This is a genomic window from Symplocastrum torsivum (assembly GCF_059505465.1).
In genome coordinates, this window is the sequence record NZ_JCACKQ010000011.1 from 85,212 (window position 1) to 108,766 (window position 23,555).

The 23,555-nt window shown below is 45.9% G+C and carries 24 protein-coding genes and 1 pseudogene; 12 read left to right on the forward strand and 13 right to left on the reverse strand.

Annotation, left to right across the window (positions count from 1 at the left end; translation table 11 throughout):
• The first annotated feature begins 284 nt into the window (after nt 1–284).
• From AC5JL3_RS03615 to AC5JL3_RS03625, 3 genes are all read left to right on the forward strand, one after another.
• Nucleotides 285–755, forward strand: coding sequence for an ATP-dependent zinc protease family protein (locus AC5JL3_RS03615; protein ID WP_192222214.1), 471 nt, complete (start codon nt 285–287; stop codon nt 753–755).
• Nucleotides 756–757: 2 nt separating this feature from the next.
• The gene (gene rimK, locus AC5JL3_RS03620) at nt 758–1,663 is read left to right on the forward strand and encodes a 30S ribosomal protein S6--L-glutamate ligase (RefSeq protein WP_192222215.1); all 906 of its coding nucleotides are present in this window, start codon (nt 758–760) and stop codon (nt 1,661–1,663) included.
• A gap of 165 nt (nt 1,664–1,828) precedes the next feature.
• On the forward strand, nt 1,829–3,742 hold the full coding sequence (locus AC5JL3_RS03625; RefSeq protein ID WP_496073176.1) for a serine/threonine protein kinase: 1,914 nt from the start codon (nt 1,829–1,831) through the stop codon (nt 3,740–3,742).
• A 71-nt stretch (nt 3,743–3,813) separates the two neighbouring features.
• On the opposite strand, the gene AC5JL3_RS03630 is transcribed toward AC5JL3_RS03625, so the two are convergent.
• Together AC5JL3_RS03630 and AC5JL3_RS03635 are read right to left on the reverse strand one after the other, a co-directional pair.
• A complete protein-coding gene (locus AC5JL3_RS03630; RefSeq protein ID WP_496073177.1) occupies nt 3,814–4,707 on the reverse strand; it encodes a carbohydrate ABC transporter permease in 894 nt (297 codons plus the stop codon).
• Between the two features lie 65 nt (nt 4,708–4,772).
• Nucleotides 4,773–5,612: a tetratricopeptide repeat protein gene (locus tag AC5JL3_RS03635; protein ID WP_496073178.1), complete on the reverse strand. Its 840-nt coding sequence runs from the start codon at nt 5,610–5,612 to the stop codon at nt 4,773–4,775.
• 187 nt (nt 5,613–5,799) lie between these two features.
• Here AC5JL3_RS03635 and AC5JL3_RS03640 point away from each other — a divergent pair, with 187 nt between their 5' ends.
• The 3 genes from AC5JL3_RS03640 to AC5JL3_RS03650 all read left to right on the forward strand — a co-directional run bounded on the left by AC5JL3_RS03640 (nt 5,800) and on the right by AC5JL3_RS03650 (nt 8,210).
• The gene (locus AC5JL3_RS03640; RefSeq protein WP_496073179.1) at nt 5,800–6,318 is read left to right on the forward strand and encodes a hypothetical protein; all 519 of its coding nucleotides are present in this window, start codon (nt 5,800–5,802) and stop codon (nt 6,316–6,318) included.
• 145 nt (nt 6,319–6,463) lie between these two features.
• A complete protein-coding gene (locus tag AC5JL3_RS03645; protein WP_496073180.1) occupies nt 6,464–7,489 on the forward strand; it encodes a mechanosensitive ion channel family protein in 1,026 nt (341 codons plus the stop codon).
• A gap of 109 nt (nt 7,490–7,598) precedes the next feature.
• Nucleotides 7,599–8,210, forward strand: a complete 612-nt coding sequence (locus AC5JL3_RS03650; RefSeq protein WP_496073181.1) for a Uma2 family endonuclease — start codon at nt 7,599–7,601, stop codon at nt 8,208–8,210.
• Nucleotides 8,211–8,213: 3 nt separating this feature from the next.
• Here AC5JL3_RS03650 and AC5JL3_RS03655 read toward each other — a convergent pair whose 3' ends face one another.
• Nucleotides 8,214–8,417 (reverse strand): hypothetical protein, encoded by a 204-nt coding sequence (locus tag AC5JL3_RS03655; protein WP_496073182.1) that lies wholly within the window; start codon nt 8,415–8,417, stop codon nt 8,214–8,216.
• Between the two features lie 149 nt (nt 8,418–8,566).
• On the opposite strand from AC5JL3_RS03655, the gene AC5JL3_RS03660 reads away from it, so the two are divergent.
• The gene (locus AC5JL3_RS03660) at nt 8,567–9,316 is read left to right on the forward strand and encodes a macro domain-containing protein (RefSeq protein ID WP_496073183.1); all 750 of its coding nucleotides are present in this window, start codon (nt 8,567–8,569) and stop codon (nt 9,314–9,316) included.
• A gap of 2 nt (nt 9,317–9,318) precedes the next feature.
• Here the strand turns inward: AC5JL3_RS03660 and AC5JL3_RS03665 are convergent, their stop codons facing one another.
• The 3 genes and pseudogenes from AC5JL3_RS03665 to AC5JL3_RS03675 form a co-directional block, all read right to left on the reverse strand.
• The gene (locus AC5JL3_RS03665) at nt 9,319–9,549 is read right to left on the reverse strand and encodes a type II toxin-antitoxin system Phd/YefM family antitoxin (RefSeq protein WP_496073184.1); all 231 of its coding nucleotides are present in this window, start codon (nt 9,547–9,549) and stop codon (nt 9,319–9,321) included.
• 240 nt (nt 9,550–9,789) lie between these two features.
• On the reverse strand, nt 9,790–10,473 hold the full coding sequence (locus AC5JL3_RS03670; RefSeq protein WP_496073185.1) for an SDR family oxidoreductase: 684 nt from the start codon (nt 10,471–10,473) through the stop codon (nt 9,790–9,792).
• A 73-nt stretch (nt 10,474–10,546) separates the two neighbouring features.
• A pseudogene (locus tag AC5JL3_RS03675) lies at nt 10,547–10,645 on the reverse strand (DUF4058 family protein); the annotation flags it as partial.
• 66 nt (nt 10,646–10,711) lie between these two features.
• Between AC5JL3_RS03675 and AC5JL3_RS03680 the strand changes: the two are divergent.
• Nucleotides 10,712–11,074: a CHAT domain-containing protein gene (locus AC5JL3_RS03680; RefSeq protein WP_496073186.1), complete on the forward strand. Its 363-nt coding sequence runs from the start codon at nt 10,712–10,714 to the stop codon at nt 11,072–11,074.
• Between the two features lie 212 nt (nt 11,075–11,286).
• Here AC5JL3_RS03680 and AC5JL3_RS03685 read toward each other — a convergent pair whose 3' ends face one another.
• Entirely contained in the window at nt 11,287–11,430 is a 144-nt protein-coding gene (locus AC5JL3_RS03685; protein ID WP_496073187.1) for a hypothetical protein, read from the reverse strand.
• A gap of 109 nt (nt 11,431–11,539) precedes the next feature.
• Here AC5JL3_RS03685 and AC5JL3_RS03690 point away from each other — a divergent pair, with 109 nt between their 5' ends.
• Nucleotides 11,540–14,194, forward strand: a complete 2,655-nt coding sequence (locus tag AC5JL3_RS03690) for a CHASE2 domain-containing protein (protein WP_496073188.1) — start codon at nt 11,540–11,542, stop codon at nt 14,192–14,194.
• A complete protein-coding gene (locus tag AC5JL3_RS03695) occupies nt 14,187–14,882 on the forward strand; it encodes a hypothetical protein (RefSeq protein WP_496073189.1) in 696 nt (231 codons plus the stop codon). The genes AC5JL3_RS03690 and AC5JL3_RS03695 overlap by 8 nt, the downstream gene beginning before the upstream one ends.
• Here the strand turns inward: AC5JL3_RS03695 and AC5JL3_RS03700 are convergent.
• From AC5JL3_RS03700 to AC5JL3_RS03710, 3 genes are all read right to left on the reverse strand, one after another.
• Complete coding sequence (locus AC5JL3_RS03700) at nt 14,879–16,297, reverse strand: hypothetical protein (protein WP_496073190.1); 1,419 nt, start codon at nt 16,295–16,297, stop codon at nt 14,879–14,881. The two genes, AC5JL3_RS03695 and AC5JL3_RS03700, sit on opposite strands and share 4 nt — an antisense overlap.
• Before the next feature lie 379 nt (nt 16,298–16,676).
• The gene (gene csaB / locus AC5JL3_RS03705) at nt 16,677–17,732 is read right to left on the reverse strand and encodes a polysaccharide pyruvyl transferase CsaB (protein ID WP_496073191.1); all 1,056 of its coding nucleotides are present in this window, start codon (nt 17,730–17,732) and stop codon (nt 16,677–16,679) included.
• Between the two features lie 294 nt (nt 17,733–18,026).
• Nucleotides 18,027–18,482, reverse strand: coding sequence for a pentapeptide repeat-containing protein (locus AC5JL3_RS03710; protein WP_496073192.1), 456 nt, complete (start codon nt 18,480–18,482; stop codon nt 18,027–18,029).
• Nucleotides 18,483–18,711: 229 nt separating this feature from the next.
• On the opposite strand from AC5JL3_RS03710, the gene AC5JL3_RS03715 reads away from it, so the two are divergent.
• Nucleotides 18,712–18,840: a hypothetical protein gene (locus AC5JL3_RS03715; protein WP_496073193.1), complete on the forward strand. Its 129-nt coding sequence runs from the start codon at nt 18,712–18,714 to the stop codon at nt 18,838–18,840.
• Between the two features lie 35 nt (nt 18,841–18,875).
• Here AC5JL3_RS03715 and AC5JL3_RS03720 read toward each other — a convergent pair whose 3' ends face one another.
• The 3 genes from AC5JL3_RS03720 to AC5JL3_RS03730 form a co-directional block, all read right to left on the reverse strand.
• Entirely contained in the window at nt 18,876–19,736 is an 861-nt protein-coding gene (locus AC5JL3_RS03720; RefSeq protein WP_496073194.1) for a tryptophan 2,3-dioxygenase family protein, read from the reverse strand.
• A 267-nt stretch (nt 19,737–20,003) separates the two neighbouring features.
• The gene (locus AC5JL3_RS03725; protein WP_496073195.1) at nt 20,004–21,503 is read right to left on the reverse strand and encodes a M23 family metallopeptidase; all 1,500 of its coding nucleotides are present in this window, start codon (nt 21,501–21,503) and stop codon (nt 20,004–20,006) included.
• A 117-nt stretch (nt 21,504–21,620) separates the two neighbouring features.
• Nucleotides 21,621–22,577 (reverse strand): biotin--[acetyl-CoA-carboxylase] ligase, encoded by a 957-nt coding sequence (locus AC5JL3_RS03730; RefSeq protein WP_496073196.1) that lies wholly within the window; start codon nt 22,575–22,577, stop codon nt 21,621–21,623.
• A 132-nt stretch (nt 22,578–22,709) separates the two neighbouring features.
• Between AC5JL3_RS03730 and pgeF the strand changes: the two genes are divergently transcribed.
• Nucleotides 22,710–23,534: a peptidoglycan editing factor PgeF gene (pgeF, locus tag AC5JL3_RS03735; protein WP_496073197.1), complete on the forward strand. Its 825-nt coding sequence runs from the start codon at nt 22,710–22,712 to the stop codon at nt 23,532–23,534.
• The last annotated feature ends 21 nt before the right edge of the window (nt 23,535–23,555 follow it).

The following is a 23,555-nucleotide window of genomic DNA, read 5'->3' on the forward strand; positions in this document are numbered from 1 at the left end:
AATGACAAAAATCAACTATTGAAGTTTCGGGAGGACTCATGGAACTTGTGTTTCGTGAACATCTGAGGCGAACAGTGGCTTAATACCGTTTCAGGATGAGAAAATACCAGATTCCCTTAACCTCCCAGTGCTAAGGTAGGGTGCTGTTGAGCAAAGCTTTTGTTGTTTAATGAAGCCGTTGCTTCAAACAAGAGGAGGCAGAGGTACAGATATGGGAAATGTTAAGGTTGCAGAAAAATCAAACCATGTTATGACCTCTCCTTCGGGAATCTTCTAACCTTCTTATGAAGCAGCAAGAATTGCCGATAATCGGCTGGCGGGAGGAACTTGCTTTACCTGAACTTGGGATTTCACAGGTGAAGGCAAAAATTGACACAGGCGCACGTTCATCCGCTTTACATGCTTTTGATATCCAGATTTTCGAGCGTAGTGGGATACAGATGGTTAGGTTTAAGGTGCATCCCTATCAACGGGATACTCATCGCACTGTAATGGCTGAAGCTGAACTTATCGACCAACGAGAGGTTCGGAATTCTGGTGGACAAACTCAACTTAGACCTGTTATCCAAACTCCTGTAGAGCTGAATGGCTATACTTTCCCAATTGAACTAACTTTGACGAATCGAGATGTGATGGGTTTCCGGATGTTGCTGGGGCGTCAGGCTGTGCGTAAACGTTTTTTGGTAGATGTGAGTCGGTCGTTTCTGCACAGTCCAAGTGGGAACAACAAACTAAAGAGTAAAAATCAAAAGTAACGATGAAAATCGCAATTTTATCGCAGGATGCTTCGTTATACTCCACTCGACGCCTCAAGGAAGCTGGGGAAGAGCGAGGACATGAGATACGGGTGATTGATTACTTACGTTGCTACATGAATATCACGTCTCACAAGCCGAGTGTGATTTATCAAGGCAAACCCTTGGAAAATTTTGATGCGATTATTCCTCGAATTGGGGCATCGAAAACGTTCTACGGGACAGCCGTTGTGCGGCAGTTTGAAGTAATGGGTGTCTTTACGGCAAACGAATCTCAAGCGATTTCTCGCTCCCGTGATAAGCTGCGTTGCCTCCAGATTCTCTCCCGCGAAGGCATTGGTTTACCTGTAACTGGTATTGCTCACTCTACGCAAGATATTGATGGTTTAATTGATACGGTTGGCGGTGCGCCTGTTGTGATTAAGCTATTGGAGGGAACTCAAGGAATTGGGGTGGTGCTTGCGGAAACCCACCATGCAGCTAAGTCGGTGATTGAAGCATTTCGGGGATTGGATGCGAATATTTTGGTGCAGGAGTTTATCAAAGAAGCAGGAGGCATGGATATTCGCTGTTTCGTCATTGACAACAAGGTGGTTGCCTCAATGAAGCGGCAGGGTGCCCCAGGTGAATTTCGCTCCAACCTTCATCGAGGTGGAACACCTGACACAATAAAGTTGACACCAGAGGAACGAAGCACAGCAGTACGTGCGGCGAAAGCGATGGGGTTGAGAGTGGCAGGTGTGGATATGCTGCGCTCAAATCACGGTGCAGTGGTGATGGAAGTCAATTCTTCACCCGGACTCGAAGGGATCGAGAAAGCGGCGGAGGTTGATGTGGCAGGAAAGATTATTGAGTTTTTAGAGAAAAATGCACTTTTAGGAAAAACACGCGATCGCATCCAGTATTAACACGATGATTATGAGTTTTATCTCAAGGTAGAGATATCGCTTCATAATATCTTCACAAATTAACCGTGTAAAACCCACGATCTCTTAACCGCTGGTTCCGGAAACATTCAGGAGTCACTAGAAAGAGGAATCTAGATGTAAGGGAGTCTGGCAGGAAGGAGTTTGGTGAAGACTAATGCAAGCCACCCTGTTGTGGGAAAGTTTCTGAACGGGCGTTACAAAATTGTTCAAGTTCTGAATGCCGGAGCATTTGCACAGACCTATATTGCTGAAGACACTTGGCTTATCGGCAATCCTCAATGTGTGGTCAAGCACCTTAAGCCGAATGGCGATCATCCTAAACAATTGCAAGTTTGCAAGCGTTTATTCACCAGTGAAGCCGAAATACTCAAGAAGCTGGGTAAGCATGACCAGATTCCCCAACTTTTAGACAGCTTTGAAGAACACCAAGGGTTCTACTTGGTGCAAGAGTTGATTATTGGAGAATCATTAGTTACAGAACTCCCAATTAGTAAAAACTGCAAGAAACGCTGGAGTGAAATTCAGTGCGTTGAATTATTGCAAGACGTTTTAGGTATTTTAGAATTTGTTCATAGCCACGGCGTCGTTCATTGTGATCTCAAACCCAATAATTTGATTAGACGCGCCTCAGACGGCAAACTGGTTCTGATTGACTTTGGTGTTGCTTATCAAATTCCTTCTACTCAAGCCAAGCTAAGGGCTATCCCAATCCAGTTCTCAATTGCATCTGTAGCTATTCACGGCTTAGGCTACATTCCAGCCGAACAGTTTAGCGGTCAGCCCTATCCCTGTAGTGACATTTATGCACTCGGCATGATTGCCATTGAGGCACTAACGGGTCTGAATCCCATGCAATTGGGAATTGATTCTGAGAGTGGGGAAGTTAGCTGGCAACAGCAAGTATCGGTAAGTAACCCGATGGCTTGTGTGATTAATCATATGGTGCGCTATGACTTCAAAGAACGCTATCAATCAGCAACAGATGTCCGAGTTGTACTAAAAAATCTGGCAATTAAGAATCAGGAGCAAGGTGTGAGAAAAGATGAATTAGACAATGCGTTGATTGGTGAGTCTTCTTCAGAATTAAAACCATTAATTACGCCAGTAGATAGCGAGTCATTAAATTTAAGCTTTTATGTGCGGGAATTGGCACAGTCTTGCTTACCCAAATTACCGCCTATTGTATCGGGAGTGGGAGCAGGGATGGCAACTTCTAATGCTCTGGCTATATCCTTTGGACTGTACACTCTGCTATCTGCAACTCCGTCTAATCCTGGTCTTGATACTTTAGCGAGGGCAGCACAAGAGTATCAGGCAGGGAATTTAGAAGAAGCGATCGCCTTAGCTCAATCAGTTCCTTTAGATAGTACGGCTTATCAAGAATCTTTAATTGCTATTCAAAAGTGGCGGCAAGAATGGAACACTGCTGCCACTCAGTATCAAGCTGTTGAAGATGCCTATAATGAAGGGCGGTGGCGGGATATTTTTGAGGAGGCTCGAAAGACTCCTGATGTCGCTGCTTGGCAAAAAAAGGTTGAGCAATTTATTGAACAAGTCAAACCGGAAATTGAGGCAGAATCTGAAACGTTGTTACAGAAAGCCTATCAATTAGCCGCAGAAAAAGACTTTACAGGAGCACTAGCCTTAATTAGACAAATTCCTCCAGAAACAGCCACTGGTGCCAAAATTGAACCCAAACTATCGGAATATACTAAAAAGCAGCAGATTAGAGCAGACTCTTTATTACAAGAAGCCTATGATCTGGCAGCAAAAAGAGACTTCAGTGGTGCATTAAAGTATTTATCACAAATTTCTGACGAAACTCCTACCTACGATAAGGCTCAAATTAAGATGGTTGAGTATGCTCAAAAGCAGCATTTTAAGGAAGAAGTTGAAAGACAAGCTTCATTAACGAGAGCAGTTTCTGAATCAAACTTGAGGTTTTCAGAGCCATTTGTGCGTAGCAGTGGTGAAGAAATGACTTTAGAACTTAACCCTGGTACCCAACTTACAGAAGTTAGTCCTCGCTCATCTTTTACTGCACCTAGCAGACGTTAGTAAGCTGATGTGCGTTTAAATCTCATATTGAAAAATACAGAGGGCAACCGTGTAAGGGCTGCAATGTGGGTTCAATTCTCCTCGTCTCCAGTTTTGAGTTGGAAATAAACCAGTATGAGAGTGAAGCTAAGTAACACGGTTGTTGCTGCCGCCGCATAGCCGAAATCAAACAGTGAAAAGGCTTCTTCGTAAATGTAGTAAACCAATAAATTGGTGGAATTGAGTGGACCACCACCCGTGATGATATAAACTTGCTCAAAACTTCTTAGGGTGAAAATAGCAGTGGTGACTGTGGCAAAAATTAGTGTTGGTCGTAATCCTGGAAGCGTGATGTGCCAGAACTTAACCCAGGAGTTTGCACCATCTAACTCAGCGGCTTCGTAACGATTTAGAGGAATCGCTTGCAGTCCTGCGAGAAATACCACCATATTGAAACCCAGTTGTTTCCAACTGCTCAATAAAATGATGACGGGCATTGCCCAAGTGCTGCTGCCTAGCCAGGGAATTGGTTCAAACCCAAGAGAATCTAGAAGCGCATTGACTGGGCCTTCAGTTTGGAACAACCAGCGAAACCCCAAGCCAACGGCAACCAAAGAGGTGATGGAGGGAATGAAATAGGCGGTTCGCAAAAGTCCTCGTAGAGCAAATGACCGATTTAACAGGACAGCTAACCCCAAGGGAATAACGAGGCTGGGAATGACGGTGGCAATGGTGAAGTAGAGAGTATTGCCAAGAACTTGCCGAAAATCGGGATTGATTACCAAACGTATGTAGTTTCTGAAGCCTGCCCATCTAACTCCCTCGGCGGTGAAACTGCCTGTGGTGAAACTAAGGTAAAACAGGTAGGCGATTGGCCAAAGGAGAAAGATGCCGAGGAGGATAAGTGCGGGTGCTAAGAAAATCCAGGCGGCGATCGCATCATTATCTAGCAACTGCTGAGGAGACTGTCGAAACTTGATTGCCATCTGGGTTACAGGTGCGCCTGTATCGTGCAGTGTATGGAACTAATTTTTCTTAAGTTCAGGATCATTCACCTTAAGTTGTCTAGGGCAATGTCCCGGTTGAACAATGCTTCATGGAAGTCGGGGTTAATTTCTAAGGCTTTATTGTAAGAAGCAACAGCGGCTTCAAAATCGCCTGCTTCAACTTGTTGGTTGCCTTGCTGAAACCATTCTTGTGCCTCATTATTAGCGGATTGCTCAGCTGTGTCGAATTGATGCATCAATTCTTCAATTATTACTAATGGGTCAGTGGTTTCAATCCCTAATTGCTGAGCAACCAGTTGGCGTAAATTGTCATCCTGTTGCAATCTCACCATTAACTCATCAAGTGTAATGGTTTCAGTTTGCATAGCTTCTAGGTTAGTGGGTGCCGTCTCTTGAATCGGGGGTGTTGGTAGAGTTGACGCTGCTATTGGGTAGGCATCGGGACCATCATATTCCCAGACGCTGCCACTGGTTTGTCTGATGAGCAACTGCCTGCCAATGTCGTAAGCCACTTCTCCAATTGTTCTTACAGATGGGAGAGATTGAGTCATTTCACCCACCTGCACTAGCCGTGTAGCTAATTCGTTATTGGGTGCAGGGGAGGCAAGTACTCTTTCCCCAAACCGACGCAGCCATGCCACCCATTCTGTTTCCGTGGTGCGCCCCTTTAGGGTTTCAAACCAGCGCAGAACTCGATCCTGCTGCCAGCCATGCGCTACTCCTTCGAGAAGTTGCCTGAATAGATACTCGTAGTCGGAGTCAGCGAGGGGTGGAGGCGCTTCTACCTCGGTTTGTCTCTCTCTTCGGTTGGTGGAAGCTTGGGGAGAGGTGCCAAACAGACGCCGAAACAATCCTTTGAGCCACTGCCAAATTCCCTTGAGCATCTGTTGAATCCTAAGTGCGATCGCGTTTATCCAGATTTTAGACTGGCTAAGTCGTGTTAGTGACAGTCGGTTTTGTTTGTCGGTACTCGATATCGAGATAATAGCTAACTCTAGCTGGGGACTAAACTGAAAAAAGCAGAGCAGTAATGCTTGTAGTTAAAATGCGATCGCACTTAGGGGACTTCTCATGCAACCAAGAACCGTCTGGCAGCAGAACAGTGACAACCCTGAAAACCGCACGAACTTCGCCATTATCCAACAATGGTGGACAAACCTCAACGACAAAAAAATTGCTTGGCGGCAACGAATCATTCCCCAAACAGGCGATGTCAGCCAACTCAACTGGGAACTTCAACGCTTTGATGAAGCATTCAAACTACAAGCACCTCAAATTCGCGGTATCACTCTCTACTGGCGTAAAGCTGATAACGAGCGAGAAGGTAGTACTACACCCCGTAAGCTAGAACTAGATACCGACAGCCAACAACTCTATATTTATCCCCAATCACAACAAGAACTTGTTATTCGAGTTGGGGTTCCAGAAATCATCTATCAAAAAATTGAAATCAAAAATCCCCAGTACCAAAGTACCAGGAACGGTGAAAACCACATCATCATTTTGCGCGATCAGCAGCAACAACTAGAAATCACACTCAACCTTACGCCAGATAATCTTGCCCAACTTAAAGAACAACTACCAGGATGATTCTCAATCCTCTAACGTCATCCTTTTCTTAAAAAGCCAAGATAGCCAAGGTTGGTATCAGTCTTGGTAACCGCCCTGTACTATCTTCTTTTAAATTGTCTTTGCAACATAAACGGCAGTGCAAATCTACCATTAATTCTGCTAAATGAATCAATCTCTCACACTTGTGCGGTGGATTATCCCAGTTGCTTCAATTTTGATGGGATGGTTTTTTGGGATAATTTTTGAGAAAGTTTTTTTCACGAGATTCAAAAAATTTACGGCTAGAATGCCGTTTCCAGGAAATGAATTGGTTGTTGAATCTCTACAGAAACTGCCAAGCCTTTGGCTTTTCTTGGCAGGGCTTTATGGCGCAATTCTTGCTTCACCGTTTACTCTACCAGTTTCAGGAATTCTTCAGAAAGCTTTAACTGCCACTTTCTTATACACAGTAACACTCCTAGTTGCAAGGCTTGCTGCAGGCTTTGTAACCTTATACAGCCAGAGAGTTGAAGGGCTATCTGCTTCCTTATTTTCCAACCTTACTAGAATCCTCGTTTTACTTCTGGGGATTTTAATAATCTTGCAAGCGATGGGTATCTCAATTACCCCTATCCTAGCAACATTAGGGATTGGGGGATTAGCTGTTGCTTTGGCTTTTCAGGATACCCTTGCAAACTTATTTTCTGGTTTATACTTAATCATTTCAGGTCAAGTAAGAACAGGTGACTATGTAAAACTAGAAAGCGATCAAGAAGGGTATATAACTGATATTAATTGGCGCAACACTACAATCAGAGAAGTTCCCAATAATATTATCGTTGTTCCTAATACAAAGTTGGCTTCAGCAATTTTCAAAAATTACCATTTACCTACCAAAGAAATTACTTTACAAATTACTTTTGGTGTTGGTTATGACAGTAATCTAGAGCAAGTCGAACAAGTGACCGTTGCTGTTGCTAAGGAGGTAATGCAAACTGTTCCAGGTGGTGTACCTGAATTTCAGCCATTTGTCCGCTACCAAAGCTTTGAGGATTATAGGATTAATTTAATAGTGTGCTTAAGAGTTAATGAGTTCCTTGACCAACATATTATTAGACATGAGTTTATTAAGCGGTTACATAAACGGTATCAAGAAGAAGGAATAGAAATTCCCTTCCCATCCAGAAATGTGTATATGAAAGATAAGTGAGTAATGGGGGGAATCCTCACCTCACTTACCCAGTTGAAATTCCCATTTCAGATTAGTCCCATAATAGGGAGCTATACAGTTATAGAATTAGACTCTAGAGGTAACCAGCATGACCCCAACTAGAAGTGAGCCAAGGCAAAAGCTGACTTTTGAGCAATTTCTTGAGCAATATCCAGAGGATGGGCGCTATGAACTTGTAAATGGGGAAATCGTGAGAATTTTAGCTACCAGACAGCACGATGACATAGCAGACTTTATCGCCAAACAACTGGACAGAGAAATTGACCGACTTAGCTTGAACTACAAGGTATCCGGTAGGATTGTGCTTGCAACCTTGACAAAAGACGGTAAGGAACAGGGACGGCATCCGGATGTCAGTGTGGTGAGGCTGGAGGTATGGCGTTCAAACCGTTTTGCTTACTCTGCCCTACGGGAACCAATCCAGCTTGCCGTTGAGGTTGTTTCAACCAACTGGGAGGATTACTACATCGATAAGCTAGATGAGTATCAGCGTCTGGGCATTACCGAATATTGGATTGTAGACTATCTGGCTATTGGTAGCAGGAATTACCTGGGTAATCCCAAAGTTCCTACTGTTTTTGTCTATCAGTTAGATGTGAATGGGATGTACCATTCTACTGGATACAAAGGTTCTGACCGGATTGTATCTCCTACCTTCCCGAAGTTGGAATTAACCGTCGAGCAGATTTTGAGTGTGTAGTTCTTACTGAGAAGGTAGCGCGATCGCTCTATACCTATGAAGCAATGCCCTAACAGTTGCGATCGCACTTCTAGTTCCTGTCAAATGCGATCGCACTCTTGGAGTCAAGCTTGTAGGCGATCGCTTTTTTTCTCCCTCAATAAATCCCTCAGCAAGTGCCCCCCAATTCTGGGATACGACTGGAAAAATTCTCCTAAGTCTCAGCACTCGTCTGAAAGCTCAAATGCTCCATGCGCTCATGAAATCGCGTTTAGTCGGGATAGACAAACCCTCGCTATCAACATCGGCAATGAAATCAAAACTTAGGTTGACTAACAAAGGTACTTAATTACGGCTTCCCAAAGATAAATACTACTATGGCTTTGGCTGATGCCCAAATGGATAGCATAATAGACAGCAACGAACTGAAAGTGCTTGACTTGCACGTAAGGAAAATAAAAATGCCTGAAGCACAATTCCCCCCTCTCGAATGTGTCATCGGCAATTCAACATTGCGCGTTGAGTATTGCGATATTACTACGCTGAATGTTGATGTGATAGTGAGTTCAGATGATATTAACCTATCAATGTTCAGTGGGGTGTCTGCGGCTCTTTTTAAAGCAGGAGGAGATGCTGTGCGGCGTGAGGCTCAAGCACAGTCTCCTATTACGTTAGGTAACATTGCGATTACTACGGCAGGACAATTGACAGCCAAGAGAATCTTCCACGCTGCGGTAGTAGACTTTATGAACTGGGATTTGACAACCATCGACTTGATTCGTAGTGTGACCAAGAAGTGCTTGGTAGTTTGTAATGAACTGGGCTTTGAGTCAATAGCTTTTCCCGCTTTTGCCACAGGTGTGGCTAGGTTATCTCCAGAACATTGTGCCGTGGCGATGATGCTTGAGATAGCTGCCTATCTTAGCAATATTACAGATTCCAAATTAGTAGTAATTGCTTTATATGCCCGTAATAAACTTCCAGGCGATATTATTCCTCGTTTTTATTCGCAGCTGTCTGAGTTTATAGAACTTATACAAAGCTTAGAGAACCTAACATCTGCTCTTGAGAGTTTAGAAAAAGTATATCGACAACTTAAACTTGACGAAGCAGCAAGTTGGAATTAGAGCTAGGCGAGAATCTCTTCAGGTAGAGGTTCATTAAAGTCATCTGGTACAACAAACTCTCCTGCACACAGAGCAAAAGGTCGAAGCGGCTTAACTTCATTGCTAGATTTAGCTGGCTTTATCTCGGCTATCGGTTCATCGGCTTGCACAATCACAAGTGTATTGCCTGCTTGCACAAGGTTAAGAAAGCCTGAAATATCACGCTGAATTTCATCAATAGTAATAGTAATCATATTTTTAATTTAGCTAAGTTATCGCTATACATTGGAATTGTGCTTACAGCGAGAACTTACCGCTACGCGATCACACTTCTACTCCTTGTCAAAAACGCGATCGCTTACCAATCTCTACACGTTAATGAGCAACACAGTTAGTAGGTATAGGTACATCCTGATGAGGGCAAAAACAGTGTTCTTATAAGCTGAGCGTCCTCTCTCCCAATTGCTGAGAAAACTCGGAGACTGATTTAAGCCCTATGCAGGAACCGTCAATGGCATCCCGTTGTCGGCTGGACTGAGTTGAAGTAAGAAGGGAACGGCTTTTTCTACCCAATCTTTAATTGCTGTGTAGCTTGCGGCATCTTCTCCATAGCAGATTTCCAGCATATCAGTATGAATGATGCCGGGATTGAGGGGAATTGCTGCCATTCCAGGAGGGAGTTCTTGAGCAAGCGATCGCGTCATCCCCTCAATTGCCCACTTAGAAGCACAATAGGACGAGACTTGAGCAGAGGTAGAGCGACCCCAACCTGAACTTAGGTTAACAATCACACCGCTTCCCTTCTCAATCATCGCTGGGACAAAATGACGAATCACACTCGCCACTCCCTTGATGTTGACATCAATAAGGCGGGAAAAATCTTCGCTGGGTATCTGCCAGAGTGGTGCTAATTCGTTAATCATTCCCGCATTATTAATCAGCAAATCTGGCGGAGCATATTCAGAAAGGAGTCGCTTTGCCCAAGCTTTTACCTGTTCTTCATCAGCAACATCTAGCGCAGTGAAATTGTGCGGTGAGCCAAACTGTTGGTTGAATTTCTCCACCGTTGCTTCTGAGCGAGCGCAACCTAGAACAGTATGTCCTGATTGAATAAATCGCTCGGTCAAAGCTTGTCCAAGACCTCGGCTGATACCTGTAATTACGATAAGTTTTGTCATGCTGGCTTTTTATCTCTCAATGTGAGTTGCTCTTTTTAGTAGTTAATTATTGTATCGAAACGAAGAACTATACGATGTCGGAAGCTAGTGCTGTTATCAGGCGGTGATGCACCTCTGACCACAATTGAGGGTTTTCTAGATAGGGATTCATTCCTGGAAATGGAGAAGGCATTGCCAGCAGTATGTATCGAGGGAATATCAATTCCCATCATACAAGGGGCAACTCTGCCTCAAGAAGGTGAGCGCACCAACTGACCTAAACACCCAACCGCAACGGCAAATGCAAGTCTTAGCGGGTGCTTTTGCCACCGGACGCTACAACTTCAAGGTTGGTGGAGAAGCCTTTGACTTTTCTGGCTTGCCCTTTGCTGGAGCCGAGGTGGAGAATTTAGCTAAGACTATTCCGACTACAACTCAATTCATCGACCAAGCCTTCACCCCCGAAGTCACCGTTCCCAAAATGGATGACTACACGGTTGTGCATTTAGCGACTCATGCGGCGTTTGTCGTGGGGACACCAGATGATTCCTTTATTCTCTTTGGCAATGGCGATCGCATCACCCTCCGAGAGATGCAAAATTGGAGCCTAACGAGTCTTTGATATTCACTAACGAGCTTTTGATATCCATTAGCGATTTTTTGATATTCATGATCGAGTCTTTAATACTTAACGATGAGCCTTTGATATCCGTTAACGATTTTTTTGATGTTCGCTAACGAATCTTTGATACTCGCTAACGAGGCTTTGATACTTAATGATGAGCCTTTGATACTCGCTGAACTCTCGCAAAAATTATTGCATAAGTCCTGTACCTATGAGAGATATAGATAAACAGAGTCAGCAATCTGCTTTCCTAGCTCAACAGAGAAGTCGCTATGTCTTGATGTATCAGCTACCTCAGCCAGAGCCACTATAACTCTACGGCTTTCGCTGACATCCTCGCTTAATTTGCTCATTTCATTATCTGTTGTTACTTATTTTCGTTGTCCCTTGCAACTGACTACTGACAAACAACCCGGCTCCGAAGTAATAAGGATAAAGGATATTTAAGGATACCTGAAAGAAATGACCCAGAGTGCTTCTGTTTTCCACCTCAAAGTTCAGCGAATTGAGCAGGTATGCCTATTTGAATTGTCTTGGGGACGAGGACAGCAACTCGGTGTAACACTTCCTTATCCTGAAGCGTTGAATACCCTGTATCAGGAGTGGAGTTCTGTTTATCTAAGTTTTTATAAAACCGCACTACGAGGACGAGTTGCTGCAAAAGGTAGCATCTTACCGCCACCTGTGGATTGGCACGCCAAACTGGTGCAAGCAGAAACCAAGCTACTGTATGAATTTCATCACTGGTTGCGTCGTGCAGAACTCTATGAAATTCGTTCTTGTCTCGCTCAAGCGGCTAGAGGTGGAGGAATAGAGAGTGGCAATTCTCCAATCCCCAATTCTCAATTCCCAATCCCCACTGTTGATGTTTTCCTCACTTGTAACCCATTAGATTTGGAACGGTTACCGTGGGAAGCCTGGGAAATTGGTACGGAGTTTGCGGCTACGGGTAAGATTCGCTTTTTCCGCAAACCGTTGAACATTGTGGGCGCGACAGTGACTCCTCAACGCCGCCGTCGGCGGGCACGGATTTTGGCGATTCTGGGCGATGATACGGGGTTGAATTTTCAAGCAGATAGAAAAGCGGTGCGATCGCTTAATTCAATCGCGGATATTGAGTTTGTTGGTTGGCAACCTGGAGAGGATATTCCCCAACTCAAAACCAAAATCGCAGACGCGATCGCAGATGCACGCGGTTGGGATGTGCTATTTTTTGCAGGTCACAGTAATGAAACCGACTTGACTGGGGGAGAATTGGGAATTGCTCCCGGTATCTCCCTTAACTTAAGGGAAATTGCCCAACCTCTCACGGTTGCTAAGGAACAGGGATTACAATTTGCCATTTTCAACTCCTGTAATGGACTCAGCCTCGCTAATGCACTGATTAATCTGGGCTTAAGTCAGGTGGCGGTGATGCGAGAACCCATCCATAATCAGGTGGCGCAAGAATTTCTGATGCGATTTCTCCAGCGTCTTGGAGAGTACAAAGATGTCCATGAAGCACTGCAATATGCCTGTCAGTACCTCAAATTAGAAAAGCATTTTACCTACCCTAGTACTCACCTCATTCCTTCCTTGTTTCGTCATCCGGATGCACCCCTATTTCGGATTGAACCGTATGGAATCAAGCAACAGCTTAAGCGCTGGTTGCCAACAAGGAAAGAAGCGATCGCACTAACTGCCCTAGGACTCGTCAGTTGGCAACTCTCCGTGCAAGGCTTCTTATTAGATCGACGGGTATTAGTCCAATCAGGCTATCGCCAACTAACCAATCAAGTCGAAACAACTCAGCCGCCTCCTGTCCTCTTAGTAGAAATTGACAATGAATCTATCCGAAAAGGAGGAATTTCTCAGCCAAACCCAATGGATCGCAGCTATCTAGCGGATTTGGTGACTAAGCTAGCAGCAATCAACGCCAAAGTTGTTGGTATTGATTATCTGCTAGACCGCTATCAGAAAGAAAATGACCAAAAACTTGCTAATGCCATACGCGCCTCAGTGCAACAACAGGCAACCTGGTTTGTTTTTGCTATTCAGCGCCATCATAATACAGGTGGCTGGTTTGAGGTACTGCCAGAACTCGCTCAGCCAAGCTGGAGCTTACAAGGAAATATTCTCGGTCTTGGTCGCTACCTACAATACATGACACTGGTGCCGAGAGATAATCCCGATCCTCGGAATATGCCCTTAGCCTACATGCTGGCATTATCTCACTGGCTAAACTTTGGTCAATCTCAAGATTGTTCCAGCAATCCCTCCCCTCCAAAAATCGGGAAGTTGGATTCCCCCTCTTCTGTGCCCTCCTTAGCCAGAGAGTCTGCCTTATCCAATTTGACTTGTGAACAATTTGGGAAACTGCCTCAACCGCAACTGCAATCATCTGCTGACTGGTTCTCTCAGTTAACAACCTATGTCACAAACATAACGGGTAAGGACTATCGGCACATCTTCTCACCAACTGCTCGCTTACAACCCCTAACTAACTCGGCTTACCTATTGCGTCAAATGTGGTTGCATCCCATTATTGACTACTCAATTCCTCCTGAGCAGGTTTATAGGCGAGTGCCAGCTTGGAAATTGTTGGAAAGCCCTGTGAACTCCCTCAAACTAGATAGTCAGCAGCAACCCGTAGTCATTATTGCCGCTGGTGGCTATGACGAAGCTGGGGTAGCAGCAGAAGGTCAGGACAATTTTCCTCTACCACTGGCTGTTGGTTATTGGCGTTCTCAGGAAAATCCCCCTGATCCACGTCAAATATTTCCAGGTGGTGAAGCTCAAGCCTATATGGTTCACCATTTACTCAATCAGCGACTAGTTGTTCCAATTCCTGACCTCTGGCTGGTTGGGGTAGCGGTGTTATTGGGGAAAGCAACAGCCCTAGCACTAGAAAGGGTCAAGGGGGAGAGGAAAAACAGACAAGGGAACCTTTGGCTGTTAGTTTTACCGTCCGGAAGGGGCAAATGGTTGCTTCTACTGAGTGGTACTACAGCAGTTTACGGAATGGCTAGCTTGCAGCTTTACATTACGGCTGCGGTGCTAATGCCTTGGCTTTTACCTATATCAGCGTTTTGGACTTTTGTTTTTCTAGGTTTATTAGAAGGGAAATCTCATGCGTAAATTCACTTGGGTGTTATCGACTTTGCTCTTGAGTGCGATGATTTCTAATGTGCCAACTAGAGCATTTCAGGTAGCAAAGGTGCAAATCAATCTACCTGAGTCTTCAAAAGATATTATTCAGACTTCCTTGAGTAAGGACAACCCTCCTCCGACAGATCCTACAACTACTGGAACACGCGGACCTTGCACGATCGCACCGTTGGACTTAAAAACGAATACAGAAGTCTGGAGCGATCGCCCTATGTTTGTCTGGCGGGGACCGATCGGAAAAATTGAGGTGCGCCAGCAAGGTAGCAATGATGTGTTGTGGCGTGAGACTATCCCCCAAGGCGTTGGGAGAATCCAGTATGCCGGAGAATCACTCCAGCCTGGTGAAACTTACAACTGGGTACTCTTTGACTTGCAAAACAATGCGATCAGGTCTATGGCGTTTAAGGTCATGGATGCACGAGAACGTGAACAAGTCAGTACCCAATTGCAAAGCTTAGAACGGGAACTCAAAGCCAAAGGAGCGACAGTGGAGGAAAGCGCGGCACGTCGCGCCCAATACTTCGCCCAGCGGCAACTTTGGTCAGATGCTTGGCGGGAAGCCTTTTCTGTAGACAATCCCGTAGCCATCATTGGAATGATTACTCAGACAACTCCGACTCCCTTTTGTACGCGATCGCCTAAGCCCAATTCCATTTAAATTGGGCGATAACGAGGAAAACTGGGTAAGTCAATTGATGCCAAGGACTGGCGCTTTTTTGGAGGACGTAGCGGATAAAGGACAGGTGAGGGCCAGTTGGATTGAGGGAGACGTACTTCCGATGGGGCTGGCTCTTGCCTTAGATCATCTCCCCAGAATTCCTCATTCGGCATTTGTGTCTCCCTATCCCCTGGTGAGGCTGTTGCTTCGACACTCCTCAAATGACGTACTGGTGAAGAGGATTCGCCTGAGTTCGTTCCTGATGCCGAAATTAATGGCGTTTGGGGGAGGGCTAAATCGGATTGGAGTTCCTCCGCTAAACCAGACGCTTCGGCTAAAGAGGACATCTCGGCAAGTAGCTGCTGTTCTAATTCCAGTTCTTTGGCTTCACTTTCTTGGAGAGAAGCGACTATTGCCTCTACGGGATTAGAGGTTTCTGCCGCTGAGAACTGCTCAAGTTCTTCAATGCGCTTGGTTATGGTGGGTTCCGTTTCTGAGGAATAGGGCTTGAGAGGCTCAAGTCGGATTGGGCGATTCCAGATTGGGTCTAAATTAGCTGTATCTTCGATTAACTCCGGTTCGGCTGACCAGGGTTGGATTGGCACTGCTTTGTGGACGGCTGACTGGGTTGCGTTGATTCTGGGATGAGGCTGTTGTTGTGAGCTAGAATTCCCAGAGGGCATTTCTAAAGACTTTTCTAGAGCAGCCTTGAACTGTAAGGATTGGCGCTGCTGTCGATGTAAGCGAGTTCTGAGTTCTCGACAGGTATTTGCGGCTTGTAATAGCTGGTGGGACTGCTCGTTGTAGCGTTGTTGGGTAAGGGCGCATTCACGCTCTAGTTGAGCGACTCGTTCTTGTGAGCTTTGTAACTGTTCTGATAGGGTTTCAATTAAAATTTGCTGGCGCTGAGACGCTTGATGCGATGATTCCAGCGCATTGAACATTCGCGTCAGTTGTTCTTGGAGGGTATTGAATTCCTCTGTCTGTTGTGCTAAGAGCGTTTCGCGATCGCGCGATCGCACTAACTCCGTATGTAACTCTTCCTGCTTTTCCCGAAGTGATTGCCTTAACTGAGTCACTTGGTCAAGCAAGCGACGGTTGCGTTGACGCATTTTTTGTGCCAGAGCAAACCAGTCAGCATCTTTAGAGTGTTCTCGCTGCAAGGATTCTAGCGGTTCAGTTGCCTCATCATCTCCCATTGAGGGTATTGAGGCAGGCGGGAGACTAAGTGGCGTAATCGCTCGTCCTAATCTCGGCGACTGAACAGCCTCCTCGAAACTCGGCAACTCTGGAAGGTTGACAATCTGTGGGTTTTCTGGAGTTCCTGGCACATCTGGCAACTCCACTGTACTCTCATCCCCCGCAGTGGGGGGTTCAGGAAGGGGCTGGTTATTTGGGGTGTCAGCTTCACTCATAGCTCAACATTTCAGAGGTTCACAATCCACGACGTAGGCAAGTAGGGGCATCTCACCAAAAAAACAAGGGTCTACTCAGAAGCTTTGGGTTAACTGTAACGCCAAAAGAGAGTGTCCGTGTAGAAGAGATTCGAGTCAAATGCTTTGCCCTGACTTAGTTTGGGTGCCAAGATACGAAATTACCTCATATCAAGCCCAGTTCGTTACTTCGTGTATTTGTCTGTTGTCCGTTGCTACTGACAAAAAGCAACAATTCATCTACGAAGTGAGCTTACTGGATTTAATATCACCCCTCTCTCCATACAAAAGTAATGCACAAAAACCGCCAGACCACAAATTTTAACTTGCAAGACAGACATTAGAGTGTCTTTGCGGAAACTTAGTTAGAGATTGATAGCGCTTGTGTCAACAAATCTCGATGCATTAGTGCCCGATCAACTAAGGACTGAATTTGGTCACTACTTAGTGGGTCGCCATTGGCATAGTGTTCTAGCCAAGTTTGACTGATAATATTTGGGTCATCTGGCAACTGTGCTAGTTCCCATCCTGGTAAGTCCAAGTCACTCATCAGTTGGCTAACCTTAGGGTCATAACTAAGAGCAAAACAGCGGCATTCTGCTGCCGCCGCCATGATTAAACTGTGGTAGCGCATCCCAATTGCCATTTCTACACCCCGGAATAAACCTTTCAATTGTCTAGGGTCTTCTATCTGGAAAATCTGGTTTGAACCGGGAAGCTGGGACTGAATGGATTCAGCAATGCTTAAGTCTTGAGAGGCTTGGAAGGGAACAAGCAAGATACAGGTTTGTGTGGCTTTTTGAAAGTTAATTAGAGCTTCGGTCAGGTTGGCAAGGCGTTCTGAGGTTAGTGCAGGATGCGATCGCAAGGTAACGGCGACTCTTGGTGCGGGTAAGTCCCACAACCCTTGTACCTGTGAGGAATCTAGTGCCCAGACTGGATCAGGGGCAATAATAAAGGGAATTTTCCAATCCGCTAACAGTTCGGCTGAACCGCGATCTCGCACGCTTACGGCAGTACAACTGGCAAATGACTGCCGCGCTACCCGACGAGTCAGTTCACGCTTCAGGGGGCCAATTCCCTGCGCCCAGGCAATCGTTTTTAAGCCCAACTGTCGAGCCAGCCCCATTAATCCGGCATAGTAGAGTGGGCTAGCTGCACTGGTAACATCTTGGATGAGACTACCGCCGCCCCAAATAAAAAAGTCGGAGTTACGCATTGCCTTCAGCACTCGAAAGGCAGAATTGCGATCACAAGTCTGAACTTTATAGCGCTTCCTGGTTTCTGTCGGGTTCCCAGAAAGCACCAAAGGTGTCACACCCTGCGGCAACATTTGTAACAGGGAAGCAAGCAAGGCTTCATCACCAGCGTTGCCCTTCCCGTAATATCCACATAAAACTGCTCGTATTTCCCTCATGCGAAAACTTTACCAGCTTTCGCTCAACGATACGATAGGGAATTCATGGTCATTGGATAAAGGCATCTTTCTTCACCTTTGCCTTTTCCCGTGACTTAGAGCAACAAGTCTATTACTTATACTTAATGCGATCGCACGCCTAAAAAATCTGAATTGTGCCTTCTCTTAATTCATGAAGGCACAATTCATTGTCTTTACATTTCAAACCCAATTTCAGTTGAGTATTACTCGCTTGTGGCTAGGCATTGCTCCGTCATCTCCGCTATCCCAGCATAAGTAACACTTCAACACAACCTAGTCCCAAGGTTGGAGTTGTGCATCGTCTCCACCAATGCCGATTCCTGTTTCATAGATTTCGGCATCACTGATGTTGAGGTCACTCATTGATGCACCATAAACATTAGAATCATAAATCTTAGCGAGAGTAAAGTTTACCTCGTCAAGATTGGCTTCCTGAAAATTGACGTTAGTTGCAAAAGCTGATGTTAAATTAGCGGCTTCTAAGTTGGCACCCTTGAGGTCTGCACCTTCAAGATTTGCTTCTGTAAGGTCAGCATTTTCCAGATTCGCTTCTCTCAAGTCAGCACCAATCAAATGTGCGCCCCTGAGGTTAGCTCCTGATAGATCACACTGGAAACATGTTCCAGTTGACAGTAGTTGCTTTACATGAATTGGATTTTCAGCTTTAACTGGGTTAGTGAAAAATAGGGGAGTTAATAAAGTTAGGGCGGCTAACAATTTGAATTTCATAATTTTTCCCCTTGTCTTGATAAGTAACATCTGTTCCGTTTTTTCCTCACAATTCTAGTATGGCATTAATCTCCCTACAGTTAATTGCCCCACAGACAGATCGTGAGAAGTATCAACTTTAGTCGTGAGGTAGAAATCTTATTAAATTGACTTAGTGCTGTTTAGTGACATGATCTAGATCACTGTAGCGATTTCATTATTATGAATATGACCTACATTGCTAGATAGTTTGAATAGTCTGGGACAGCAGCCAGGTTCACTGTTGGAGGTTGATGAAGACATAGCAGTGCTGCGATCGCTTTTTATCGAAGATAGACGCTTTGCTTCGCCTTTATCATCGGCAACGAGAAATACCTGAAGGCTGAGTGCTGATTGCTGATTGCTGAACGCTTTTCAGTATTCACTCAACGAAATTTGAGTTAAGCCCGGAAACAGTGGCGCTTGCTCTTTGTTGTACTTCGCCAGGTAATCTCGGAACGATGTGCCACCCGTACCAATATCAACGCCAACAATCTTTAACTGCTGTACCGCCAAACCGAGATGCGCTTGATGAAAGCGACACTTGTACTCATCATAGGTACGCATACACCTTAGAATTGCACTGACATGAGGATGATTGAGTAGATTGGCAACTTGTTGTTCTCTAGAGTCACCCGCCGTACGCTTGACTAGAGTTTCGTAGTAGTAGGCAAGATTGTGATTGCGGTATTGCTCGAACCACTTAGCAATATCATCTCCATAGCGGCGCTCAAACTCTGTTTCGGCAATATGAGGTTTGCCCTCCGCATCGTTGGTGCCACCTTCCCAATACTTCGGCACACCACTCATAATCTCTAGATGGCGAAACTGGAAGGATTGGAAACCACTTGTTGGGCCAATAGTGGTACGAAACTCGGCAAAGGCTCGCATCGTGGTAAGAATTGGCATAGTTGTCACCACCACTTCGTAGAGGCGGAGAATGCGTTTGAAGAAGTAACACGCCTCACTTGTATCACCAACTACTGCATCTACTTCATCTTTTAGAGCAACAGCTAAACCTTCTAACACGCGCTCCATATCTGCGATCATCTGATTGAAGGCAAGTTCACAGATTTGATGGACGGCAATGAATAAATCTTCGTCCTTTGAGGCGGTTAAAGGGTTCTTGCAACTTAAAAGTGCCTCAAGATTGTGATAACTCCAGTAGTGGTTGTTAGTAGCATCTAGGTTCGGATCTAGTGGAGGTAAGGGTTGAGGTTTGTAAGATTCCATCATCTTGAAAGCCATCTAAAAAAGATTATTTTGTAACCCACATTCCGCCCTTTCAACTGTCACACTCGATAATTATTTGGGTCTTGGAAACTGAAACACCCAGCGTCAGGTGGAACGCTGAGTGCCTTACCTAGTTGATTAGACCTCTTGAAGAGCAATAGCTAGGACGGGCTTTTCGGCTCATCCCACTCATAGTCATTTTTTCTTGTGGGGTAGGTGTCCCGTCTGCCCAAAAATTTGATGAAAAAGACCTTTTCCCTTTTCCCGTTTCTAAAACCCTCGTTGTGGGGTTCCTTGGGCGAGTTGTAGAGCATTGATGAATTGAGCCAAAGCATACTCCAGATGAGCGCCAGCATCAACGGCTACCCAACCATCAGTGGTTAAGTGTCGCCATTCAAAGTGCAGGTGAGGGCCAGTAGAATTACCCGTGCTGCCAACGCGCCCAATCACAGTTCCCTGTTCTACAAGTTCGCCAGTTTGAACAAAGATTTCTGAAAGGTGAGCATAGCGGCTTTCCTGTGTGCCCTTTTCATGCCGCAAAATTACGGTGAGTCCATAGCCGCCCAAAAAGTCGGCAGTTGCCACCTCTCCAGATGCCGCCGCAATTACAGGTGTGCCTTGAGGTGCGCCCAAATCTGTCCCCGCATGAAAACGGTAGTCACCGGAAATGGGATGAAGCCGCCAGCCAAATAACGAGGTGATTGAGACAGGAATTGTTAGAGGGAACATAAAGCTCGATTTTCCGATGGTCGGACGCCCTACAGGTCGATTGGTGAGGTTGTAGTAAGCCAAACCTGTTGGCGTTGTCCCGCCTCCGCTAGAACTTCCGCCAGAATAGGAGGAATACGCTTTCTGCCGAGTCGGACGAACACCACTAGCACTGACTCTCAACGGTCCGACTCTGACAGGTTGGATTCCCCTGATAGGAGGGGCTGGGAGCCTTCTTACTCCGTTTAGCTGAGGTTCCTGAAGGGTAACCAGACTGGTGAGGGCTTGACGCGCTGTTTGTTGACCGGGTTTTTGTAGATCTGGTGTTTGTTGACCTGCTATTTGTTGACCGGGCTTTTGTTGACGAGGTGTGATCCCGCCACAGGCTCCACTGGAAAGCTGCCCATTTTGAGCAACAGCGCTACAGCCTGTTGAGCGTTCGGTTAAGACAACGGAATTCGGTGCATTATACCTCTGGGTCGCACCAATACTGTAGTCTGTGCGATCAATGTAGCTATTGCTGGGATCAACTGGGCTGTTAGCGGTTTGCTCTGTCTGGGCAGGGTTAAAGATGACACTGGGGGGTTTCGCTATGGTTGACCTGTCGGGTAAAGATAAGTTGGGAGCCGCTAGCACAGGTTTTTTTGGTGTTGTGGCAGCAGGTGCTGGTCTTGAGATTTGTGGTCTTGCCTCTGGAACTGGTTTTCTTACTACAGGTGCAGGAGCCGGAGCGGGCTTACGCACGGGGACAACTGGCACAATAACTGTTTCGGGAGCTGCTGGCTTCGGTTTGAAAGCTGGTACAGGGGCTTGTACAGGTACAGCCATTTCTCTAGGACGCGATCGCACTGGAGGAGCCGCTTCGTTAACGTGAACAACGGGTGGGGCTTCAACCGCTGCTGGTGGCGCAGCTACAGGGTCTGAGGCGGTTTCCGTTTGAGCGACAACCAGACCACTGCTCAATAGCCCAAGAGCGCTCATCAAACTCAGTGCCTGTATCAATCGGGGACACCGATAAAAGATGCTTAAAGGGGTGCAACCCGACGAAGTTCCTTTTGTCATTTCCGACTCCTACTCCTCACTCTAAAAAAGTCATCCGGAAGATTTCGTGAATTTCGGTCAGGGACGTATTTTGTTTAGTCACAGACCGAATCGACTTTGACCGTTATGCCCAACGAATTATTGACAATAGCCAAGACTGATTGTACCGGGCTTTAGGCAAGTTTCTGTTAAGGAAGCGGATGTTGTAACTTCCCCAACGGCAGCTTCTGTTGAATTTAAGCTGACTCGTAAATCCCCTGTGGGTGTGACACCTACGATAGTTCCAAGATTTCCGTCCACTGTGATGTGGCGTCCTTGGCTATCGAGTAACTCCAGGTAAGACGGTAGCAGATTTTCCATGCCTTGCTCAGACAAGCTTTGGTATCCAAAATTCAGTCCTTGTATAACAATTGCCGCAAGCATTTCCAAAGATGTCACGCCTACATTTAACTCTTCTTCACAAAAAGTCTGCAAATTGATGCCTGATTCAGGCACACAATTGCTCCAATTAATCCCGACACCAACAACAGCTTGAGCAATCCAACCCTGCCTGACACGGGTTTCAGTCAAAATACCTCCCAGCTTGCGCCCCTTCAGAAGTAAATCATTAGGCCACTTAAGGAAAACAGGAATACCATAATGCCTTAAAGTTGTGGCAATTCCCCAAGCACCAGATAAAGTTAGCTGAGCGCTGTTCGAGGCAGGAAGATTGGTCGCTAAAGCCAGCGATAAGTAAAGTCCCCCAACGTTAGATTGCCATTGCCGCCCCCACTGCCCCCGCCCAGCCGTTTGCTGAGCGGCAATAACAATGGTTCCTGCTGTTGCTCCTTGGTTGAGCAATTCCCAGAGAGTTTGGTTTGTAGAAGGCAGGGTGTCAAATAAGTGTAGAGGTATCTCTTCAACAGGTCGCGGAGGAATGACTATCGGGGGCTGGGGGCTAGGGGCTGGCGGCTGGGAAGGATTTTTTTTCAGAAGATATCCGGGTTCTAAATCTCTGCTCCTATTTTCCCAATCCCCAATCCCTATGCCCTGTTGAGATAGATGCTTGCCGACCTCTGATAGAGCTACCTCAAACTGTTGCTGATTAAATACCATTACTACGCGCTCGAAGTAATTCGTTGCCTAAGCTAGCATAGATTCACCAGGAATTGATAAATTCCTAGGCTTAAATGCAGCTTTCTTATAAGGGCAGGGAGCGTGATTGAAACAACTGTTCGAGGTTCTTTTATGCATACTTGGTGCTGGCAGACTTGGGAAGAATTGCCCTATCTGACCTGTAGTCTTCTTAAAGGTTGGGAACATGGCTTTTTCACTTCAGCATTTTCCCCGCGCTCTCCCGCAGAAATTGTGGACGCACTCCAGCCTCAGGCTCAAGTGTATCGAGTGAGACAGGTACATGGCAATACAGTTCTAACATCCTCAGAGATTGAAAGTGCAGCGCGTGCGAGTCAGGAGAGGAAAGAGGAGCCAGAAAAACCACCTGCTGATGGTATCTTGACTGAGCAACCTCAGCAAGCCGTCTGGGTTTGTAGTGCGGATTGTACGCCTGTGTTGATTGCGGACGAAAAGACAGGGCAAGTCGCCGCTATACACGCAGGTTGGCGGGGAACAGCGTCTCGAATTGTGCCAAATGCGATCGCACGCTTGCTCAACTCTGGTAGCCGCCTCCAAGATATACGCATTGCTATGGGGCCTGCGATCGCGGGTGAGGTTTATCAGGTATCAGAAACAGTTGCTGCTGAAGTGGGTGCAAGCATTGTCTCAAAAGATAAAGCAGAGACACCAGAAGCAATTCTCGATGTCTTGCAGCAACTACCCAACCCACCTATCCTTGACGACCCACAACCCGGACGAGTGCGTCTAGATGTGCGGCGAGTGAATGCACTACAACTAGAACAACTGGGTGTTAGTTCTGAACAAGTTGCGATCGCACCTTACTGCACCTATCAGGAACCAGAGCATTTCTTCTCCTACCGCCGCGATAAGCTCAAAAAAGTCCAATGGTCAGGCATTGTTAGCAAAACACCTGACGCTAACGTGTTTCCAAGTTAGCAATACACTCAAGGACTCTCT

Coding starts and splice junctions, on each gene's coding strand:
- AC5JL3_RS03615 (WP_192222214.1), top strand. CDS start 285: ATGAAGCAGCAAGAATTGCCGATAATCGGCTGGCGGGAGGAACTTGCT.
- rimK (WP_192222215.1), top strand. CDS start 758: ATGAAAATCGCAATTTTATCGCAGGATGCTTCGTTATACTCCACTCGA.
- AC5JL3_RS03630 (WP_496073177.1), bottom strand. CDS start 4,707: ATGGCAATCAAGTTTCGACAGTCTCCTCAGCAGTTGCTAGATAATGAT.
- AC5JL3_RS03635 (WP_496073178.1), bottom strand. CDS start 5,612: ATGCTCAAGGGAATTTGGCAGTGGCTCAAAGGATTGTTTCGGCGTCTG.
- AC5JL3_RS03640 (WP_496073179.1), top strand. CDS start 5,800: ATGCAACCAAGAACCGTCTGGCAGCAGAACAGTGACAACCCTGAAAAC.
- AC5JL3_RS03645 (WP_496073180.1), top strand. CDS start 6,464: ATGAATCAATCTCTCACACTTGTGCGGTGGATTATCCCAGTTGCTTCA.
- AC5JL3_RS03650 (WP_496073181.1), top strand. CDS start 7,599: ATGACCCCAACTAGAAGTGAGCCAAGGCAAAAGCTGACTTTTGAGCAA.
- AC5JL3_RS03660 (WP_496073183.1), top strand. CDS start 8,567: ATGGCTTTGGCTGATGCCCAAATGGATAGCATAATAGACAGCAACGAA.
- AC5JL3_RS03665 (WP_496073184.1), bottom strand. CDS start 9,549: ATGATTACTATTACTATTGATGAAATTCAGCGTGATATTTCAGGCTTT.
- AC5JL3_RS03670 (WP_496073185.1), bottom strand. CDS start 10,473: ATGACAAAACTTATCGTAATTACAGGTATCAGCCGAGGTCTTGGACAA.
- AC5JL3_RS03685 (WP_496073187.1), bottom strand. CDS start 11,430: ATGAGCAAATTAAGCGAGGATGTCAGCGAAAGCCGTAGAGTTATAGTG.
- AC5JL3_RS03690 (WP_496073188.1), top strand. CDS start 11,540: ATGACCCAGAGTGCTTCTGTTTTCCACCTCAAAGTTCAGCGAATTGAG.
- AC5JL3_RS03695 (WP_496073189.1), top strand. CDS start 14,187: ATGCGTAAATTCACTTGGGTGTTATCGACTTTGCTCTTGAGTGCGATG.
- AC5JL3_RS03700 (WP_496073190.1), bottom strand. CDS start 16,297: ATGAGTGAAGCTGACACCCCAAATAACCAGCCCCTTCCTGAACCCCCC.
- csaB (WP_496073191.1), bottom strand. CDS start 17,732: ATGAGGGAAATACGAGCAGTTTTATGTGGATATTACGGGAAGGGCAAC.
- AC5JL3_RS03710 (WP_496073192.1), bottom strand. CDS start 18,482: ATGAAATTCAAATTGTTAGCCGCCCTAACTTTATTAACTCCCCTATTT.
- AC5JL3_RS03720 (WP_496073194.1), bottom strand. CDS start 19,736: ATGATGGAATCTTACAAACCTCAACCCTTACCTCCACTAGATCCGAAC.
- AC5JL3_RS03725 (WP_496073195.1), bottom strand. CDS start 21,503: ATGACAAAAGGAACTTCGTCGGGTTGCACCCCTTTAAGCATCTTTTAT.
- AC5JL3_RS03730 (WP_496073196.1), bottom strand. CDS start 22,577: ATGGTATTTAATCAGCAACAGTTTGAGGTAGCTCTATCAGAGGTCGGC.
- pgeF (WP_496073197.1), top strand. CDS start 22,710: ATGCATACTTGGTGCTGGCAGACTTGGGAAGAATTGCCCTATCTGACC.